General features: G+C 73.4%; 16 protein-coding genes. 5 read left to right on the top strand and 11 right to left on the bottom strand.

What is annotated here, in order from left to right; translation table 11 throughout:
• Positions 1-67: 67 nt before the first annotated feature.
• Positions 68-2,299, top strand: coding sequence for a 1,4-alpha-glucan branching protein GlgB (gene glgB / locus NHH00_RS14825; protein WP_253053432.1), 2,232 nt, complete (start codon positions 68-70; stop codon positions 2,297-2,299).
• Positions 2,300-2,540: 241 nt separating this feature from the next.
• Here the strand turns inward: glgB and NHH00_RS14820 are convergent, their stop codons facing one another.
• From NHH00_RS14820 to NHH00_RS14810, 3 genes are read right to left on the bottom strand one after another with little or no spacing between them, the layout of a single operon-like run.
• The gene (locus NHH00_RS14820) at positions 2,541-3,488 is read right to left on the bottom strand and encodes a tetratricopeptide repeat protein (protein WP_253053430.1); all 948 of its coding nucleotides are present in this window, start codon (positions 3,486-3,488) and stop codon (positions 2,541-2,543) included.
• A gap of 20 nt (positions 3,489-3,508) precedes the next feature.
• Complete coding sequence (locus NHH00_RS14815; protein ID WP_253053428.1) at positions 3,509-4,546, bottom strand: hypothetical protein; 1,038 nt, start codon at positions 4,544-4,546, stop codon at positions 3,509-3,511.
• A complete protein-coding gene (locus NHH00_RS14810; RefSeq protein WP_253053427.1) occupies positions 4,543-5,751 on the bottom strand; it encodes a hypothetical protein in 1,209 nt (402 codons plus the stop codon). The genes NHH00_RS14815 and NHH00_RS14810 overlap by 4 nt, the downstream gene beginning before the upstream one ends.
• A gap of 375 nt (positions 5,752-6,126) precedes the next feature.
• Here NHH00_RS14810 and NHH00_RS14805 point away from each other — a divergent pair, with 375 nt between their 5' ends.
• Both NHH00_RS14805 and NHH00_RS14800 read left to right on the top strand, forming a co-directional pair.
• On the top strand, positions 6,127-7,551 hold the full coding sequence (locus NHH00_RS14805) for a hypothetical protein (protein ID WP_253053426.1): 1,425 nt from the start codon (positions 6,127-6,129) through the stop codon (positions 7,549-7,551).
• Between the two features lie 3 nt (positions 7,552-7,554).
• On the top strand, positions 7,555-8,001 hold the full coding sequence (locus tag NHH00_RS14800; RefSeq protein WP_253053425.1) for a hypothetical protein: 447 nt from the start codon (positions 7,555-7,557) through the stop codon (positions 7,999-8,001).
• A 46-nt stretch (positions 8,002-8,047) separates the two neighbouring features.
• On the opposite strand, the gene NHH00_RS14795 is transcribed toward NHH00_RS14800, so the two are convergent.
• From NHH00_RS14795 to NHH00_RS14785, 3 genes are all read right to left on the bottom strand, one after another.
• The gene (locus tag NHH00_RS14795; RefSeq protein WP_253053423.1) at positions 8,048-8,836 is read right to left on the bottom strand and encodes an alpha/beta fold hydrolase; all 789 of its coding nucleotides are present in this window, start codon (positions 8,834-8,836) and stop codon (positions 8,048-8,050) included.
• A gap of 77 nt (positions 8,837-8,913) precedes the next feature.
• Complete coding sequence (locus NHH00_RS14790) at positions 8,914-9,765, bottom strand: alpha/beta hydrolase (RefSeq protein ID WP_253053419.1); 852 nt, start codon at positions 9,763-9,765, stop codon at positions 8,914-8,916.
• A 33-nt stretch (positions 9,766-9,798) separates the two neighbouring features.
• A complete protein-coding gene (locus NHH00_RS14785; protein ID WP_047232918.1) occupies positions 9,799-10,104 on the bottom strand; it encodes a hypothetical protein in 306 nt (101 codons plus the stop codon).
• Positions 10,105-10,306: 202 nt separating this feature from the next.
• Here NHH00_RS14785 and NHH00_RS20780 point away from each other — a divergent pair, with 202 nt between their 5' ends.
• Together NHH00_RS20780 and NHH00_RS14775 are read left to right on the top strand one after the other, a co-directional pair.
• Positions 10,307-11,278, top strand: coding sequence for an FKBP-type peptidyl-prolyl cis-trans isomerase (locus NHH00_RS20780; protein WP_308202321.1), 972 nt, complete (start codon positions 10,307-10,309; stop codon positions 11,276-11,278).
• Positions 11,279-11,426: 148 nt separating this feature from the next.
• Positions 11,427-11,987 (top strand): phosphoribosyltransferase, encoded by a 561-nt coding sequence (locus tag NHH00_RS14775; RefSeq protein WP_253053416.1) that lies wholly within the window; start codon positions 11,427-11,429, stop codon positions 11,985-11,987.
• Positions 11,988-12,071: 84 nt separating this feature from the next.
• On the opposite strand, the gene NHH00_RS14770 is transcribed toward NHH00_RS14775, so the two are convergent.
• From NHH00_RS14770 to NHH00_RS14750, 5 genes are read right to left on the bottom strand one after another with little or no spacing between them, the layout of a single operon-like run.
• Positions 12,072-13,148, bottom strand: a complete 1,077-nt coding sequence (locus tag NHH00_RS14770; protein WP_253053414.1) for an ABC transporter ATP-binding protein — start codon at positions 13,146-13,148, stop codon at positions 12,072-12,074.
• Positions 13,148-14,215: an ABC transporter ATP-binding protein gene (locus NHH00_RS14765; RefSeq protein WP_253053412.1), complete on the bottom strand. Its 1,068-nt coding sequence runs from the start codon at positions 14,213-14,215 to the stop codon at positions 13,148-13,150. The genes NHH00_RS14770 and NHH00_RS14765 overlap by 1 nt, the downstream gene beginning before the upstream one ends.
• Positions 14,215-15,105, bottom strand: a complete 891-nt coding sequence (locus NHH00_RS14760) for a carbohydrate ABC transporter permease (protein ID WP_253053410.1) — start codon at positions 15,103-15,105, stop codon at positions 14,215-14,217. The genes NHH00_RS14765 and NHH00_RS14760 overlap by 1 nt, the downstream gene beginning before the upstream one ends.
• Positions 15,105-16,043, bottom strand: coding sequence for a carbohydrate ABC transporter permease (locus NHH00_RS14755; RefSeq protein ID WP_253053408.1), 939 nt, complete (start codon positions 16,041-16,043; stop codon positions 15,105-15,107). Before NHH00_RS14755 ends, NHH00_RS14760 begins: the two co-directional genes overlap by 1 nt.
• A 4-nt stretch (positions 16,044-16,047) precedes the next feature.
• A complete protein-coding gene (locus tag NHH00_RS14750; RefSeq protein ID WP_253053406.1) occupies positions 16,048-17,400 on the bottom strand; it encodes an extracellular solute-binding protein in 1,353 nt (450 codons plus the stop codon).
• Positions 17,401-17,499: the final 99 nt, after the last annotated feature.

Genomic DNA, 17,499 nt, shown 5'->3' with positions numbered 1-17,499 from the left:
CGAGCCTACTGCGACCACCCGGCGAGCCCGTCGCGTCCCGGTGCCGCAGACGTGGAAAGGTTGGCCCATGACCGGGTCCGCCGCATCCCCCGCCCCGCAGCCCGTCGTCGTGCCCGCGGAGGAGCTCGCCGCCGCGGCCGCGGGCCGCACGTTCGACCCGCACGCCGTGCTCGGCCCGCACCTCGCGCCCGACGCCGACGACGCGCGCGCCGTCGTCCGGGTCCTGCGTCCGCTCGCCGACGAGGTCGTCGTCGTCACGACCGACGGCGAGCACGCGGCGGCGCACGAGCAGGACGGCGTGTGGGCCGCCGTCGTCCCGGTGCACCAGGACGCCGACGGCACCCGGCACGCCCCCGACTACCGCGTCCGGGCGCGCTACGGCCACGAGGCCACGACCGCCGACGACCCCTACCGGTTCCTGCCCACGCTCGGCGAGGTGGACCTGCACCTCCTCCGGGAGGGGCGGCACGAGGAGCTGTGGCGCGTGCTGGGGGCCAACCTGCGCACGTACCCCAGCGCGCTCGGCGACACGACCGGCACCGCGTTCGCCGTGTGGGCGCCCAACGCGCGCGCGGTCCGCGTCATCGGCGACTTCAACGGCTGGGGCGCGACGCACCCGATGCGCTCGCTCGGCTCGAGCGGCGTCTGGGAGCTGTTCGTCCCGGGCGTCGGCGCGGGCGCGCGGTACAAGTACGAGATCCTCGGTCCCGACGGCTCGTGGCGGCAGAAGGCCGACCCCCTCGCCAAGGGCGCGGAGGTGCCGCCCGCGACGGCGAGCATCGTGGTCGACTCGCAGTTCGCGTGGACCGACGACGCGTGGCTCGCCGAGCGCGCCGCCCGCGACCCGCACACGCAACCCCTCAGCATCTACGAGGTCCACCTCGGGTCGTGGCGCCAGGGGCTATCGTACCGGGACCTCGCCGAGCAGCTCACCGCGTACGTCGTGGAGCAGGGCTTCACGCACGTCGAGCTCCTGCCCGTCGCCGAGCACCCGTTCGGCGGGTCGTGGGGCTACCAGGTCACGGGCTACTACGCGCCCACCTCACGGTTCGGCCACCCCGACGACTTCCGGTACCTCGTCGACCGCCTGCACGCGGCCGGCGTCGGGGTCGTCGTCGACTGGGTCCCCGCGCACTTCCCGCGCGACGAGTGGGCGCTGGCCCGGTTCGACGGCACGCCCTGCTACGAGCACGCCGACCCGCTGCGCGGCGAGCAGCCCGACTGGGGCACGTTCGTCTTCGACTTCGGGCGCAACGAGGTCCGCAACTTCCTCGTCGCCAACGCGACGTACTGGCTCGAGGAGTTCCACGTCGACGCGCTCCGTGTCGACGCCGTCGCGTCGATGCTCTACCTCGACTACTCGCGCGGCCCCGGCCAGTGGCACCCCAACGTGCACGGCGGGCGCGAGAACCTCGAGGCCATCGCGTTCCTCCAGGAGGCCAACGCGACCGCCTACCGGCGCACGCCCGGCGTCATGATGATCGCCGAGGAGTCCACCGCCTGGCCTGGCGTCACCCGCCCGACGTCGTCCGGCGGCCTCGGGTTCGGGCTCAAGTGGAACATGGGCTGGATGAACGACTCCCTGCGCTACGTCGCCGAGGAGCCCATCAACCGGCACTACCACCACCACGAGATCACGTTCTCGATGGTCTACGCCTACTCCGAGCAGTTCGTGCTGCCGATCAGCCACGACGAGGTCGTGCACGGCAAGGGCTCGCTCTACGGGAAGATGCCCGGCGACGACTGGCAGAAGCGCGCCGGCGTGCGCGCGTTCCTCGCCTACCAGTGGTCGCACCCCGGCAAGCAGCTCCTCTTCATGGGCAGCGAGATCGGCCAGCACTCCGAGTGGAACGAGGGCCGCTCCCTCGACTGGGACGGCCTCGCGGCCGACCCGGGCCGACAGGGCGTGCAGCGCGCCGTGCGCGACCTCAACGCGCTGTACCGCGCGACCCCGGCCCTGTGGGAGCTCGACCACGACCCCGCCGGCTTCGAGTGGCTCGACGCCGACGACGCCGACCACAACGTCCTCGCCTACGTCCGCCGCGGCCGCGACGGCAGCGAGGTCGCCGTCGTCGTGAACTTCGCCGGCACGCCGCACGAGGGCTACCGCGTCGCGCTGCCGTCGGGCGGCGCGTGGCGCGAGGTGCTCAACACCGACGCCGAGGTCTACGGCGGGTCCGGCGTCGGCAACCTCGGCGAGGTGGAGGCGGAGGCCGTCCCGTGGAAGGGTCGCGCGCACTCCGCGACCCTGCGCCTGCCCCCGCTCGGCGCGCTGTACCTCGTCCCGGCGCCGAGGTAGAGATCTGGTCTGCTGACGTAGAGGTCTGGTCACCCTGGGTGGTGGGTGGGGTGGTGGCGCCGGGTCTACCATCCGCCGCTCGTTCCTCGCGGCTCCCGCCAGGCCCGCCACGACCCGGTGCCACCACCCCACCCACCCGGCTTCGTCTCACCTGGAGCACGGTCTCGCCAGCACGACGGCGGCCGATCACCGTAGGGTGACCGGCCGCCGTCGAGAAGGGTGCGTACGCCGCGCTCGTGTCTCAGTAGAGGCTGATCGCGAGGCGCTGGCGTGCCTTGCCGACGCGGGGGTCGGTGGGGCCGACGACCTCGAAGTAGTCGAGGAGGCGGACGCGGAGCTTCTCCTTGGCGTCGGCGTCCGCGCCGGGGAGGAGGTCGAGCAGGCGACCGAGCGCGTCGTCGACGTGACCGCCGAGGAGGTCGAGGTCGGCGATGGCGAGCTGGGCGTCGACGTCCTGCGGGGCGGCGGCCGCGGCGGCGCGGACCGTCGCGAGGTCGGCGTCGCGCGTGCGCTGGAGGAGGCGGACCTGCGCGAGGCCGGCGACGGCGAGCGCGTCGCGCGGGTCCTGCTTGATCGCCTTCTCATAGGCCGCGACGGCGGCGTCGAGGTCGTCGCGCTCGATCGCGTCGTACGCCTCCTGGTGCAGCGGCGGGAGCTCGGGCTCCGGCTCGGGGGCCGGCTCGGCGGGCACCGGCTCGCCGTCGCCGCCCTGGGACGGCGCCCGGCCGGTGACGCCGTTCGCCTCGGCGGCCTGGAGCACCTGCTCGATCACCGAGCGCACCTGCTCGGCGGGCGCGGCGCCCTGGAACAGCGGCACCGGCTGGCCCTGGAGGACGGCGACGACGGTCGGGACGCCCTGCACCTGGAACGCCGCCGTGATCTGCGGGTACGCCTGGGCGTCGACGCGGGCCAGGAGGAAGCGGCCCGCGTACTCGTCGGCGAGCGCGCCGAGGTCGGTGCCGAGCTGGGCGTTCGCCTGGTCGGTCGGGATCCAGAGCAGGACGACGACCGGGTACTGCGTCGAGTCCTGGACGAGCTGGCCGAACGTCTCGTCCGTGACGTCGACGACGTAGCCACCGGCTGCGGGCGCGCCGCCCTCCTGCCCCGGCGGCGGGGACTGCGGGCGGGTCAGCGCGGACAGGTCGACCGCTCCGCGCACGTCGAACGCGGGCTGGGTAGGTTCGCTCATGGTCGCAATCCTACGGAGCGTCAGGACGCCGCAACCGATGTCGCGATGTGCTCGTTGCCCACGACGCGGATCTTCTCCTCTGACCCGGCCGGCGGCACGTAGAGCGCGACGACGTCCTGGTAACCGACCTTGAGCACGTTCGTCGGGGTCGTCGTCCCGTACAGGGCCTTGATCGTCTCCGTGTCGGGCGGGACCTGCGCGCCCTCCTCGGCCGTCATCGACTCCTGCGACGTCATGGCGCCCACGACGAGCGCGCCGCCGTCCGCGGTGCGGACCGCGCGGACCTGCTCGTCCGGGTTCGGCGTGAAGGTCAGCGCGTACGCACCGGCGGCCGGCTCGAGCGCCGTGGTCCAGGCCTGGGCGCGCTCGGCGAGCAGCGTGCGGAACGAGTCGTCCTCGAACGCCCCGGCGAAGCCGGAGCCGGTCCCGAGGTTGAGCACGTCGGCGTACTGCGCGACGGCGTCCGTGGGCGTGACGAGGAGGCTCGAGTCGTCGGGTGCGACGGCCTCGCTCCCGATGCTCGGGTCGGCGAAGCTCGGCATGGTCACGCCGGGCAGGAGCCGGACCCAGGCCCACAGCTGGTAGGCGTCCCGCGCGCCGGCCTGCTCGAGGACGGACAGGCGCGGAGTCTGCAGGCTCTCGGGCTGGACGCTCACGGCGTAGGACGTGCGGGGCCAGGTCTGCGTCGTCGGGATGACGACCTGCTGGGCCTCGGTCGGCAGCTCCGTCACGAGGTCCGCGTTGCCGCGCGCGGCGGCGACGGCGAGCTGGCTCGTGCGGATCGCGAGCGCCGGTCCGGTGACGCGCGCGTCGAGCTGCGCCGGGTCGTTCGCCTCGCTCGCCGCGGCGAGCGCCGAGGCGACCGCGTCCAGCACCACGGTCTCCTGCGCCTCGGAGAGGACGGGAGGCGGCGGGTCCTGGGTGGGGTCCGGCTGCGGCGTCGGCAGGGGCGCGGTGCAGGCGGCGAGGAGGAGCGCGCCGACCAGACCGCCGGCCACCCCGGCGAGGTGACGGCGGGCGCGGTGGGCGCGGGCCGTGTCGCGGGCGGTGCTGGTCATCGGGTGCTGTCCTTCGTCTCGTCCGTGTCGCGCTGCGGGTCGGCGGCTTCGCCCGCCCCGGTGCCGGGGGTGAATCCCCACGCCCGGCGCCAGGCGTCGGCACGTGTCGCCGCGCTGTCCTGCGTGGTCGGGTGCCCGTCCGTCGCGTCGACGGTCGGCTGCGCCGCGGTCTTGGGCCGCCGTTCGCCGCGCGCGACGATCGGGATCTGGCCGGTGAGCCAGGCACGACGCGGCTTCTGCGCGCGCGCCTGCTGCTGGGCGAGGCGGTCCGCCTCCTCCCGCTCGCGCAGCTCGCGCCGCGTGAGCATGCGCACCTGCGCGGTGTCGGTGGGCGCCTCGCCGTCCGACGTGCCGCCGTCACCCTCGCCCGAGGGCGCGGTCGGCGCTGCCGCCGGTGCGACGGCCGGGGTGGCCGACGTCGCGGTGCCGCGTCCCGACGGCCCCCGGCGCCGGGGGCGCAGGCTCGCCGCGCCGATGCCGAGCCCCAGGAGGATGAGGACCGCACCGCCGATCACGCCGGGCCACAGGAACGGGGTCTCGACCTGGCGCGGCCAGGACAGCTCGAGCGTCGGGGCGACGGCACCCTCCCCCACGCCGGCCACGAGAAGCTGCCAGCGGCCGGGCTGGTCGGACCAGCGCAGGGTCGCCGAGCCGGCGCCCGTCGACTCCTCGAACCACATGTCCGACCCGGCGGGGTCGACGCCGACGGCCGGCGTCTCGCCGTCGGCAGGGGTCTCTCCGTCGGCAGGGGTCTCGCCCTCCGCGGGGGCCTCGCCGTCGGCGGGCGTCTCCTCCGCCGACTCCTCCCCCTCGGCCGGAGACTCGCCGTCGGCCGGGGTCTCGCCCTCGGCGGGCGTCTCCTCCGCGGCGGACGGCTCGACGGCGCGCGTCGCGAGCGCGTCCCAGTCGCTGAGCCCGGTGACCACGCCGTGCGCGTCCTCCCCGACCCAGCCCGTCACGTCGACCTCGCGGCCGATCGCGAGGGTCACCTGCTGCTCGCCCGGCGCCGTGGCACGGATCGTCACGTCCTCGGCGACGAGGTCCAGGACCCCGGGCTCGGTGACGAGCATCGTGCCGTCCCCCGTGTACGCCGTGGTCGCCACGACCGTGTCGCTGTCCCGCCACACCGTGGCGGACGCGACGCCGAGGCCGACGGCGACGAGCCCTCCCACGAGCAGGAGGGCAGCGATGATTCGTTGGAGCACCGAGGTTCCCTTCGTCGATCGACGTTCCAGAATAGGTGCGAAACCCCTCGTCGATCGACCTCGGGGAATCGTGCGCGGATCCTCACGATCCGTTCACGAGCCCCTCTCCCCTCGGTCCCACGCTCGTCAGCCGGGATTCAGGAAGAGTGCGCGCGACGCCGTCGGACGACCTGCGGCCTCCCCCCGTGCCCTCCGTCCCGCAGCACTGCGACCATCGTCTCACCTGTTCCAATCCGGGTATTCAGGACAGCCCGATCCCCGTATCCTGGTCGGAGCACGGCGGGGCCGTGGCACGACCGCCGCGCCCTCCCTCCTCGCGAGGGGACGCCGCCCGGCGGCGGACGCCGCGACGAACCAGCACCGGAGGTCATCGACGTGTCCGACGAGCGCACGCTCTTCCCCATCACGATGCGCGGGTACGACCGCGTCCAGGTCGAGGCACAGCTCGCGAAGCTGGAGAAGGCCGTGGAGGACGCGCGCTCGCGCGTCGAGGCCGCGGACGCCCGCGCCATGCAGCTCACGAGCGAGCTCTCCGACGCGCAGCGTCAGCTCCGCGAGGCGGAGCGCCCCTCGTACGCCGGCCTCGGCTCCCGCATCGAGCAGCTCATGCGCTCGGCGGAGGAGCAGTCCGCCGACATCCTCTCCCAGGCCAACGCCCAGGCCGCCGACATCATGGCGCGCGCGAAGCTCTCGGCCGGCCAGGTGCGGTCCCGCGCCGAGAACGAGGTCGCCGAGCTCCTCAACAGCGCGCGGCTCGAGTCGGAGGAGATCCGGGCCACGAGCGCGTCGGAGGTCGAGGGCACGCTCCTCAGCGCCCAGCGCCGCGCCGAGGAGCTCGTCGGCTCCGCCGAGCGCGAGGCGGCCCGCATCCAGAGCGCGATCGCCACCGAGGAGAGCGAGCGCCGCGCGTCGCTCGAGCGCGAGCTCGGCACGCTGCGCGCGACGGCGGAGCGCGAGACGACGGAGCTGCGCGTGACGACCGAGCGCGAGGCCGCCGAGCTCCGTGCCCGCGTCGCGGCGGAGACCGCCGCCCAGCGCGAGGCCGCCGAGCGCGAGGCCGCCGAGCTCCTGGAGAACGCGCGCCGCGAGGCGCAGCGCCAGGTCGACGAGGCGCAGCGGAAGGCCACCGAGGCGGCCAACGCGGTCACGTCGGAGATGGAGGAGCTGCGCGACAAGGCCCGCACCGCGCTCGCCGACGCGGAGCTCGAGGTCGTGCGCCGCCGCGAGGAGGCGGAGCGCGAGAACGCCGAGCGGCACGCCGCTGCCAAGGCCGAGACGGAGAAGCTCGTCTCGACCGCGGAGGAGCACGCGACCGAGGCGGAGAAGCGCGTCGCGCTCGCGCTGGAGCAGGCCGAGAAGGTCCGCCGGGAGTCCGACGCCTACGTCAAGGACCTCATGTCGACGGCCCGTCGCAACGCCGACCAGATCGTGGCCGAGGCGCGGTCGTTCGCGGACCAGACCGTGAGCGACGCCAAGGCGGAGGCGGAGCAGCAGCGCAACGTCGCCCAGCGCCAGCTCGAGGACCTCACGCGCCAGCACGACTCGATCAACACCTACCTCGACGAGCTGCGCGGGCTCCTCGGCGGCGAGCCCGAGGCCGCGAAGGCTCCCGCGAAGAAGTCGGCGGTCCCCGCGGGCACGCCCGCGCAGCAGGCGCGCGCGGCGACGCTCATGACGGCGGAGTTCCCGGTCGTCGCCGACGAGTCGGACCAGCAGGGCGGGCCCGCCGCCTCGACGAAGCGCCGCCCTGCCGGCCAGGTGGACGCCGAGGCCGAGACCGACGCCCCCGCCTCGGCCTGACCGGTGTCCTCCGCGGACCCCACGGGCCGCTCCGGGTCCGCTGCCGACGACTGGCGTCGGCAGCGGACCGAGGCCGCGGCGCACCAGCAGCGCGAGCTCGACCGCCAGCGCGCGCGGGAGAGCGCCGCGGCACAGGCGCTCCTCGCCGAGTTCGTGGTGCGCGCCCGTGAGCGCGGCCCCGCGCCCGAGCCGCTGCGTGCCCGCTCGTTCGACGGCACGACCACCTACCGGACCCCGCTCAAGGGCTGGTACCTGCGCCGCAACCGCAGCGTCGCCGTCGGCGAGGACGGCGAGTTCTACGTGCTCGGTGTGCCCGGCAGCGTGCTGGGGCGCCTGCGCGGCGTGACCGTGGAGCCGTCGGACCCGCCGCTCGTGCTCGGCAAGGGCGGACGGGACGGCGAGTCGATCGACCTCGCGGACGCGCTCGCGCTCGTGCTCGACGGCCGCTGATCGGCCGGGACGGCCCGCCGACCCGTCGTGCCGCGGTCGACCGGGCTCACGCCGAGGCGCGGGCCAGCAGGTCGGCGAGAGCGTCCGCGACGGCCGCCGGGTCCTCGACCGCGCTCATGTGCCCGGCGCCCGGAACCTGGACCAGCTGCGCCGTGGGCGCGGCGTCCGCCATGTGCTCGGCCTCCGCCGTCGGCGTGAGCGCGTCCTCCTCCCCCACGACCACGGCCACCGGTCCGGCGAACTCCGCGAGGACCTGGGTGCGGTCCGGCCGGGCCGCCATGGCCCGCTGCGACCACGCGACGCCGTCGGGCCGCTGCCCGCGGATCCACTCCTCGAGCCGTGCCGTGAGGTGCTTGCGCGCGGCCTTGCTCGTCTCCCCGAGCATCACCCCCGGCATGCCGAGGACGGCGTCGACGGTCTGGGACCGCGCGGCCTCGTCCGCGATGCGCAGCCGGTTGGCGCGCGCCTCGTCGGTGTCGGCGGTCGACTTGGTGTCCACGAGCCCGAGGCCGGCGACCAGGTCGGGGTGCCGCTCCGCGAGCGCGAGCGCGACGTAGCCGCCCATCGACAGCCCCGCGACGACCGCGCGCGTGATCCCCGCCGCGGCGAGCGCGGTGGCGGTGGCGTCGGCCGCGGTGTCGATCGACGCCGGCTCGTCCGCCAGCGGGCTCGCCCCTAGACCCGGGAGGTCGACCGCGACGACGGTGGGCTCCCCCGGCAGCGCGGCCGCGACGTCGGCCCACATGCGGTGGTCCAGCGGGAAGCCGTGCAGCAGCACGAGCGGTGTGCCGTACCCCTCGCGCAGCGTGAAGGTCTCGAGCGGGGCCGTCGTCACGTCGTCCTCCTCAGGTCGTGCGTCCGTCGTCAGGTCTCGTCCCACCGTGCCACGGCCGCGACCGTCCTGCCGAGGCGTCAGTCGTCGACGCCGTCCGACCGGCTCGCGTCGTAGCTCGCCTGGTCGGAGTCCGCGGTGTCACGGTCGGCCGTCACGGCCGCGGTCGCGTCGCCGGACCACTCGGTCGGCAGGGGCAGCGGGAACCCGGGGCGGACGTGGCCGACGATCTCGTCGAGCACGCGCCGCACGGACGACTCCCCCACCCACAGGTGCTTGGCGCCGTCGACGCCGATCACCTCGGCGTTGCGCACGCGCGCGAACCGTCGGCGCGCCTCGTCGGGGCGCAGGTAGTCGTCGAGCTCGGGGACGAGCACGACGAGCGGCTTGCCGAACGCGTCCCACCGGTCGAGGTCCTCGTCCGTCGCGCGGTGCAGCGGCGGCGACAGGAGGATCGCGCCCTCCACGGCCGGGTCGGTCCCGTGCTTGAGCGCGAGCTCGGTCCCGAACGACCACCCGACGAGCCAGGGGTGCGGCAGGTCGCGGAACTCGGCGAGCTCGATCGCGGCGGCGACGTCGAAGCGCTCGGCCTCGCCGCCGTCGAACGCGCCCTCGCTCGTGCCGCGCGGCGACGAGGTCCCGCGCGTGTTGAACCGCAGCACGGCGAGGTCGGCGAGCGCGGGCAGGCGCCACGCGGCCTTCCGGTACACGTGCGAGTCCATGTAGCCGCCGTGCGTCGGCAGCGGGTGGAGCGTGACCAGGGTCGCGACCGGGTCGCGGTCCGCCGGGAGCGCGAGCTCGCCGACGAGCGTCAGCCCGTCCGCGGTGTGCAGCTCCACGTCCTCGCGCCGCGCGGGCAGGACCGTCAGGGACCGGATGGGGGTAGGACCGGCCGGGACGTCGGCCCCGGTGGGCTCGGGTGCGGTGCTCATCGTGGTCGAGCCTAGTTCCTCCGCCGCGGACCTCTACCGGGGCCGACGGCGCCCGCGCGCCTGCCAGCACGACGTGTGCCAGTGCCGACGGTGGTCGAGCGCCGTCTCGGCACCGAAGAACGAGTCCTCCTGCCAGGCCACGACGTGCCCCGTCCCGGGCGGGATCTCCTGGTTGCACCCCGGGCACAGGTACGTCTTGGACCCGCCGCGCACCGTGCGGACCTGCCACTCGCCGTCGGCCCCGGACTCGCGACGCGCGCCGCCGAGGGCACGGTCCAGGTCGAGGGGCGCGGGCTCCGCTCCCCACGGTCGCTTGCGGGACGGTCGACGGGACGGCATGCACCCATTCTCCCCCGGGCACACGGCGGGGGCGGCTCCCAGCGGGAGTCCAGGCAGGACCGCTAGAGTGTCCGCGCCGGTGCTGCACCCGGCACGCGGACGCGAGGCGACCCCGACCCGGGACGCCGACGACCGCCGTCGTGCGGGTGCGGCCCAGACCCGACGGCCCCGCGTCGTCCCACCGACCGAAGGACCCCCTCTCGTGAAGCACCGCACCCTGCGCGGCGTCGCCGCGCTCACCCTGGGCGCCGCCCTCGTCCTCTCCGGCTGCGCCTCGGAGGGCGGCGGCTCCGGCGACGAGACGTCGTCGAGCCCGTCCGCGACCGACGGCGCCAGCGACGCCGCGACGTCGTCGCCCGAGGACGTCGCGGCGCTCGAGGCCGTGACGGTCACCGGCGACCCGGGCGCCGAGCCCACCGTGGAGTTCGACCAGCCGTTCGAGGTCTCCGCCGCGGCCGCCATCTCGCTGAACGACGGCGAGGGCGACGAGATCGCCAAGGGCCAGCAGATCACCATGCACACGGCCGCGTTCTCCGGTACGGACGGCTCCAAGATGGGGTCGACGTGGGAGACGGGCTCCCCCGAGCAGCTCCTCATCGACGACTCGATCTTCCCGCAGCTCCTCGACGTCGTCGTCGGCAAGAAGGTCGGCACCCGCTTCCTGTTCGCCAACCCGACGACGGACCAGACGACCGGCGAGCCGATCACCTACCTCACCATCGGTGAGGTCACCGACGTGAAGACCATCCCGTCGCGTGCCGAGGGTGAGGCGGTCACGCCCGCCGAGGGCCTGCCGACCGTGACGCTCGACGACACCGGCAAGCCGACCATCGAGATCCCCGAGGGCTACGAGGCCCCGACCGAGCTCGTCGCGCAGACGCTCATCAAGGGCAGCGGCCCGGTCGTGACCGAGGACCAGACCGTCACCGCCCACTACACGGGCATGCTGCTCGACGGCACCGTCTTCGACTCGTCGTGGGACCGCGGCGCCCCCACGAGCTTCTCGCTCCAGCAGGTGATCCCGGGCTGGACGCAGGGCCTCGCCGGGCAGACCGTGGGCAGCCAGGTGCTGCTCGTCATCCCGTCGGAGCTGGGCTACGGCTCGCAGGGCAGCGGCACGATCCCCGCCGACTCCCCGCTCGTCTTCGTCGTGGACATCCTCGACGCGCAGTGACCCCCGCCTGACCCGACGAGGGCCGCACCCCGCCACGGGGTGCGGCCCTCGCCGCGTCCGGGACGGGTCGTGGGTCCGGATCGAGGGTCCCGGCCCGTCGGGACCGGGACGGGCGGGCCCCGCGCGTCGCGCGACGTACTCTCGATGCATGACGGACGCCTCCACGACCCCGGTCCCCGCCGTGCCCGACGACGTGTCGTCGCCGCACCCCGCCGTGCCGCCCGAGCGCGAGGTGCTCACGTGGGAGACGTTCGGCGTCGCCGCGCGCGAGCTCGCCGAGCAGGTCGTGGCGAGCGGGTTCCGGCCCGAGGTCGTCGTCGCCGTCGCGCGCGGCGGGCTCCTGCCGGGCGGCGCGGTCGCGTACGCGCTCGGGACCAAGGGCGTCGGGACGCTCAACGTCGAGTTCTACACCGACATCGGCCAGACCCTCACCGACCCGCGCGTGCTGCCACCTCTCATGGACACGTCCGACCTGCCGGGCGCGCACGTGCTCGTGGTCGACGACGTCGCGGACTCCGGCCGCACGCTCGCCCTGGTCATGAAGATGCTGAGCACCCACGGGGCGGAGGCGCGGTCCGCGGTGCTGTACACCAAGCCGCGCACGATCATCCAGCCGGACTACTCGTGGAAGGACACCGACCTCTGGATCACGTTCCCGTGGTCGGCCGACCCGCCCGTCGAGGGCGCGCAGCCGCGACCGAACGACTGAGCACGCAGACGACGGACCGTCGCCGCCCGGGCGAGGCGAACGGGTCGTGCTCGCGACCGCAAGCGAGCACGACCTCGTCCAGCCCTACCGCCCGGCCCCGGACAGCGCCAACCCCGTGCTCGCGTCGAAGAGGTGCGCACGGTCCAGGTCGACGGTCACCGACAGGCGCTCCCCGGGTCGGCTCGCGACCGTCGGCCGCGCCTTGACCGTGAGCATCTCCGTGCCCACCTTGACGTCGACCAGCGTGTGGTCGCCCAGCGGCTCGAGCCCGAAGACCTCGCCCTCGACCGTCGCCTCTCCCCGTCGCTCGACCGACACGTCCTCGGCGCGCAGGCCGAGGAGCAGCGGACGACCGCGCTCCGCCACGGCTCCCCGGGGGCGCGGCAGGGTCCAGCCCTGAGACCCGACCAGCCGGTCGTCGTCGACGTGGCACTCGAGCAGGCTGATCCGCGGGCTCCCGACGAAGCTCGCGACCCACCGGTCGACCGGCTGCTCGTACACCTCCGCCGGCGTCCCGACCTGCTGCACCGCGCCGTCCTTGAGCACGGCGACCTGGTCGGCCATGGACATCGCCTCGACCTGGTCGTTCGTCACGTAGACGAACGTCCCTCCCAGACGCCGGTGGATGCGGGTGAGCTCGGTCCGCATCTCGACGCGCAGCTTGAGGTCGAGGTTGGTGAGCGGTTCGTCCATGAGGAACGCGTGCGGGCGACGGACCAGCGCACGGGCCAGCGCGACGCGCTGCATCTCGCCGCCGGACAGCTGTGCCGGTCGACGCTGCAGGAGGCGTTCGATGTGCAGGAGGCGCGCGACGTCGTCCACGGCGGCGGCGATCTCGCTCGCGGAGGCACGGCGCGCGCGCAGCGGCGAGGCGATGTTCTCGAACACCGTGTACCGGGGGTAGAGCGCGTAGCTCTGGAAGACCATGGCCAGGTCCCGTGCGCCGGGGGACTCCCCGGTCACGTCCCGGCCGCCCAGGTGCACCGACCCGGCGTCGAGCCTGTCGAGCCCGGCGATCGCGCGCAGGGTCGTCGTCTTGCCCGCCCCCGAGGGCCCGAGGACGACGAAGAACGAGCCGTCCGGCACCTGCAGGTCGACCCCGTCGAGGGCCTGGACCTCCCCGAACGCCTTCCTGATCCCGTAGGTCGCGACGGTTCCCATCAGGCCACCAACCTCTCCGAGTCGCGGTCGAAGACGGGCGGCGGCCCGCCGACGTGGCGCACGCCGACGGGCGTGTCCGCGGCGAACCGTGCGGTCGGGGGCATCCGGACCCGGACGTCGTGCTCCCCCTCGCACTCGACGACGTAGATGGTCTCGTCGCCCAGCGCCTCCGCCGAGACCACGCGGCCGCGGACCGCACCGTCCGCTCCCGGCGCGGTGACCTCCAACGCCTCGGGCCGCACGCCGGCGACCAGCCGACGACCGTCCGGCAGCCCGGACGGCACCGGCAGCGCGAGCCCGCCCCCGCCCCGCAGGGCCCCGTCGGCGACCTCGACGTCCACGAGGTTCACCGGCGGCGAGCCGATGAACGCGGCGCAGAACAGGCTCGCGGGCCGGTCGTAGACCTCCGTGGGCGTGCCGACCTGCTCCACGCGGCCCTTGTTGAGGATCGCGATCCGATGGCCGAGCGACATCGCCTCGACCTGGTCGTGGGTGACGTAGACCATCGTCGCCCCCAGCTCTCTCTGTAGGTGCTTGATCTGCGACCGCATGTCCGCGCGCTGCTCGGCGTCGAGGTTCGTGAGCGGCTCGTCCATGAGGAAGGCGCGCGGCCGCCGCACCAGGGCACGGGCCAGCGCGACCCGCTGCTGCTCCCCGCCCGACAGCCGTGTGGGCCGCCGGTCCAGCAGCGGACCGAGCTGCAGCATGCGAGCGGCCTCGTCGACTCGACGACGCACCTCCGGCTCCGGGACGCCCTCGGCGCGGAGCGGGAAGGCCACGTTGTCACGGGCCTTCAGGTGCGGGTACAGCGCGTAGAACTGGAACACCATGGCGATGTCGCGACCGCCGGGAGGCAGGTCGTCGACGCGCGTGTCGCCGATGTGGATGGTGCCCGACGTCTGGCGCTCCAGGCCCGCCACCGCGCGCAGCGTGGTGGTCTTTCCGCAGCCGGAGGGACCGAGCATGACGAACAGCTCGCCGTCGCCGATGGACAGGTCCACCTCCTCCACGGCGACGGTCCCGTCCGGGTAGCGCTTGTGCAGGGACGCGATCTCGATGCCCGCCATCAGCGTCGCACCGCCCCGAGCGTGACGCCGGCGACGAGGTGCTTGCGCACCAGGTAGGCGAAGACGAGCACCGGGATCGCGAACACGCAGGCGGAGGCAGCCACGAGCCCCCAGTCCACGGTCGTGCCGCCGATGAGGCCGGCGATGGCCGGCGGTGCGGTGCGCACCTCTTGGCTGGAGGTCAGGAAGATGGCGTACACGAACTCGTTCCAGGAGAAGATGAGGGCGAAGACGGCGGTGGCGGCGATCCCGGGCACGAGCAACGGCAGGGTGATGCGCCGGAACGCCTGGAGGCGCGTGTGACCGTCGAGCATCGCCGCGTCCTCGTACTCCGGTGGCACCTCGTCGACGAAGCCCTTCATCATCCAGATCGTGAAGGGCACGTTGAAGGCCGTGTAGATGAGGATCAGGCCGAGCTGGGTGTCGATGAGCCCGAGCGTGCGGTACATGAGGAAGATCGGGATCACGACGACGACGGGCGGCATGAACCGCGTGGACAGGATGAAGAACATCTGGTCCTTCTTCGCCCTCAGCGTGAAGCGCGAGTACGCCCACGCCGCCGGGACCCCGAGCACGGTGGCCAGGATCGTGGACGTCCCGGCGACCACGACGGAGTTGAGCAGCGCGGTGGAGAGGTCCGACGCACCGCCGCCCGAGGCGACGAACACATCTCGGTAGTGGTCCAGGGTCATGTCGAAGCCGAAGAACTTCGCCGGGACGGCGTAGACGTCCCGGTTCTCCTTGACGGACGTCTCGAGCATCCAGAGCACCGGGAAGAGCATGGCGGCCGCCAGCACGGCCAGGAGCGCGACCTCGACCGACTTGCGGACCCGGCCGCGGGGGCTGCGTGCGGGCCGTACGCGAACGGCCAGGTCAGCAGAGCGTGCCATCAGCCCTCCTTGAGCTTGTTCAGGTAGCGCAGGTAGAGCTGCGCGAGGACGATGACGACGACCACCATGAGGATCCCGTAGGCCGACGCGGTCCCCGTGTTGAACCCGAGGAACGCGACCTTGTAGACGTGGAACGACAAGGTCTCGGTCGAGACGCCGGGTCCTCCGTTGGTGAGGATGTAGACGAGGTCGAACATCCGGAACGCCTCGATCGCACGGAACATCACGGCGATGAGGAGCAGCGGCCACACCAGCGGCAGGGTGATGTTGCGGAACCGGAACCACTCCGACGCCCGGTCGATGGAGGCCGCCTCGTACAGGTACCTGGGGACCGCGGTCAGGCCCGCGAGCGCGATGAGCATGATGAACGGCGTCCACTGCCAGGTGTCGACGACGACCAGGGAGAGCATCGCCGTCTGGCGGCGGGTGAGCCACTCCACCGGCTCGATCCCGAGCGAGCCGAGCACGCTGTTGACGACGCCGAACTGCGCGTCGAGCATGAAGCGCCAGAACAGCCCGACGACGACGGGCGACAGCATCATCGGTACGAGGAACAGCGTGGTGAGAAGCCCACGACCACGCGTCCGCCGGGAGATGAGGTAGGCGATGCCGAAGCCCAGCACCGTCTGCAGGGTGACGGCACACACGACGTACACCAAGGTCGTCAGGGCCCGCTGCCGGACCTCCGGCGAGGTCAGGACGTCGACGTAGTTCGCGAACCCGACGAACTCCGCGGGTGCGGAGCCCGTCGCCGAGTAGTCGGTGAAGGAGAGGAACAGCGCCCACAGCAGCGGGAAGACCGACATGGCCAGCAGGAGCAGCATCGCCGGGGAGATGAACGCCACGGCGAGCCCACGGTCGCCGAGCCGAGGGGGCCGGACCGGTGCGGGCGGCGCCGACGTCCCGTCCCGCACCGGGGAGTTCTTCGTCAGGACCATGGGTTCACAGCCCGCCGCTGCCGCCGGAGTCCAGGACCTCCTGCTGCTCGACGGCGATGCTGTCGAGAGCCTCCTGCGGGTCCATGGCGCCGTTGAGGGCCGCGTTCACGCTCGTGTTCTCGATGTCGACGAGACGGGCGTACTCGGGCACGTTCCACATGTCGCGCATGCGCTCCACGGAGTCGGCGTACACCTGGTTGAACGGTCCGGCCTCGAGGAACTCCGGCGACTGCAGCGCGTCGGTGCGGGCCGGCACGCCGCCCGCCGCGGCCCACTTCTGCTGGGTGTCGGCCTGGAGGAACCACTTCATGAAGTTCAGAGCCTCCGCCTGCCGGTCCTCGGGCGCGTACGCCGAGATGTGCATCCCCATGCCGCCGAGAGGCACCAGGTCCGTCTCCTGGGTCGGCAGGGTCGCGAAGCCGAGCTTGTCGAGGATCTCCTCGCGCGTGGAACCCAGCGTCGACTGCGCGGGGTCGAGCAGGCCGCCGCTCGCGGCGATCCAGTTGAACGCGATGCAGGCCTTGCCCTGCGCGACCGCCGCGTTGACCTCGTCGATGAACCAGTTCCCGGAGCCCGTCGCGGTGAGCGGCTTCATCTCGTTGACCAGGACGTCCATGGCCTTCTGGCCGGCCTCGTCGTTGATGACGCCCTCGATCTGGCGCTCCTCGGCGTCCCACAGGTTCCCGCCGTACAGACCGTTGACCGTGTTGTAGGTGACGGCCGCCGCGTCGGAGCCGTTGGCCTGGTGGAAGGCCAGCCCGCTCACGCCCGGGTTCTCGGCCTGGCACTGCGCCGCGACGGAGATCATCTCGTCCCACGTCGCCGGCGGCTCGTCGCCGATGAGGTCCTTCCGGTAGATCATCGTCCAGGTGTCGCCGAGCAGCGGTAGGCCGTACATGCTCGCGTCCTCGTCCCGCTGGCCCGTCTCGGCCTGGGGGTACTGGCCGTACGCGGCCAGGAGGTACGGGTCGAAGGCCTCGGTCTCGACGTTGCCCTCGATGAAGTCGGTGATGTCGAGGATGTTGCCGTTCGTCACCGCCTCGCCGATGTGCTGCGAGTCCAGGACCGCGATGTCGAAGTCGGTCTGACGTGCCGCGAACTGCGTGAACATCGCGTCGTGCCAGTTGGCGTTCGGCACGGTGTTGACCTCGACGGTCACGTTCGGCCGCTCCTTGGTGTACTCCGCGTTCGCGAAGTCCTCGAGTGCCTGGGCCGGGGGCCACTCGAACCAGATGAAGCTCAGGGTCAGCGGTTCGTCGGTCAGCTCCGGGACGGTCGCCGGCGCCTGGGCGCCACCGCCCGCCTCCGCGGTGCCGCCCCCTCCACCGCACGCTGCCGTGGCCGCCGCGGTGCTCATGGCCATCAGGACCGCGGCCGTCGCCAGCCGCCCCCGTCGGCGGGGAAGTGATCCGTGCCCCGCTCGCATCGTGCTCCTCATCGAGTCTCCTGCTTCCTG

It is taken from the genome of Cellulosimicrobium cellulans (assembly GCF_024124905.1).
Taxonomy (GTDB): domain Bacteria; phylum Actinomycetota; class Actinomycetes; order Actinomycetales; family Cellulomonadaceae; genus Cellulosimicrobium; species Cellulosimicrobium cellulans_G.
This window is presented reverse-complemented; position numbering and strand designations above follow the sequence as displayed.

Coding starts and splice junctions, on each gene's coding strand:
- NHH00_RS14770 (WP_253053414.1), bottom strand. CDS start 13,148: ATGGGAACCGTCGCGACCTACGGGATCAGGAAGGCGTTCGGGGAGGTC.
- NHH00_RS14815 (WP_253053428.1), bottom strand. CDS start 4,546: ATGACCAGCACCGCCCGCGACACGGCCCGCGCCCACCGCGCCCGCCGT.
- NHH00_RS14785 (WP_047232918.1), bottom strand. CDS start 10,104: ATGCCGTCCCGTCGACCGTCCCGCAAGCGACCGTGGGGAGCGGAGCCC.
- NHH00_RS14790 (WP_253053419.1), bottom strand. CDS start 9,765: ATGAGCACCGCACCCGAGCCCACCGGGGCCGACGTCCCGGCCGGTCCT.
- NHH00_RS14775 (WP_253053416.1), top strand. CDS start 11,427: ATGACGGACGCCTCCACGACCCCGGTCCCCGCCGTGCCCGACGACGTG.
- NHH00_RS14760 (WP_253053410.1), bottom strand. CDS start 15,105: ATGGCACGCTCTGCTGACCTGGCCGTTCGCGTACGGCCCGCACGCAGC.
- NHH00_RS14755 (WP_253053408.1), bottom strand. CDS start 16,043: ATGGTCCTGACGAAGAACTCCCCGGTGCGGGACGGGACGTCGGCGCCG.
- NHH00_RS14750 (WP_253053406.1), bottom strand. CDS start 17,400: ATGAGCACCGCGGCGGCCACGGCAGCGTGCGGTGGAGGGGGCGGCACC.
- NHH00_RS14765 (WP_253053412.1), bottom strand. CDS start 14,215: ATGGCGGGCATCGAGATCGCGTCCCTGCACAAGCGCTACCCGGACGGG.
- NHH00_RS14820 (WP_253053430.1), bottom strand. CDS start 3,488: ATGAGCGAACCTACCCAGCCCGCGTTCGACGTGCGCGGAGCGGTCGAC.
- glgB (WP_253053432.1), top strand. CDS start 68: ATGACCGGGTCCGCCGCATCCCCCGCCCCGCAGCCCGTCGTCGTGCCC.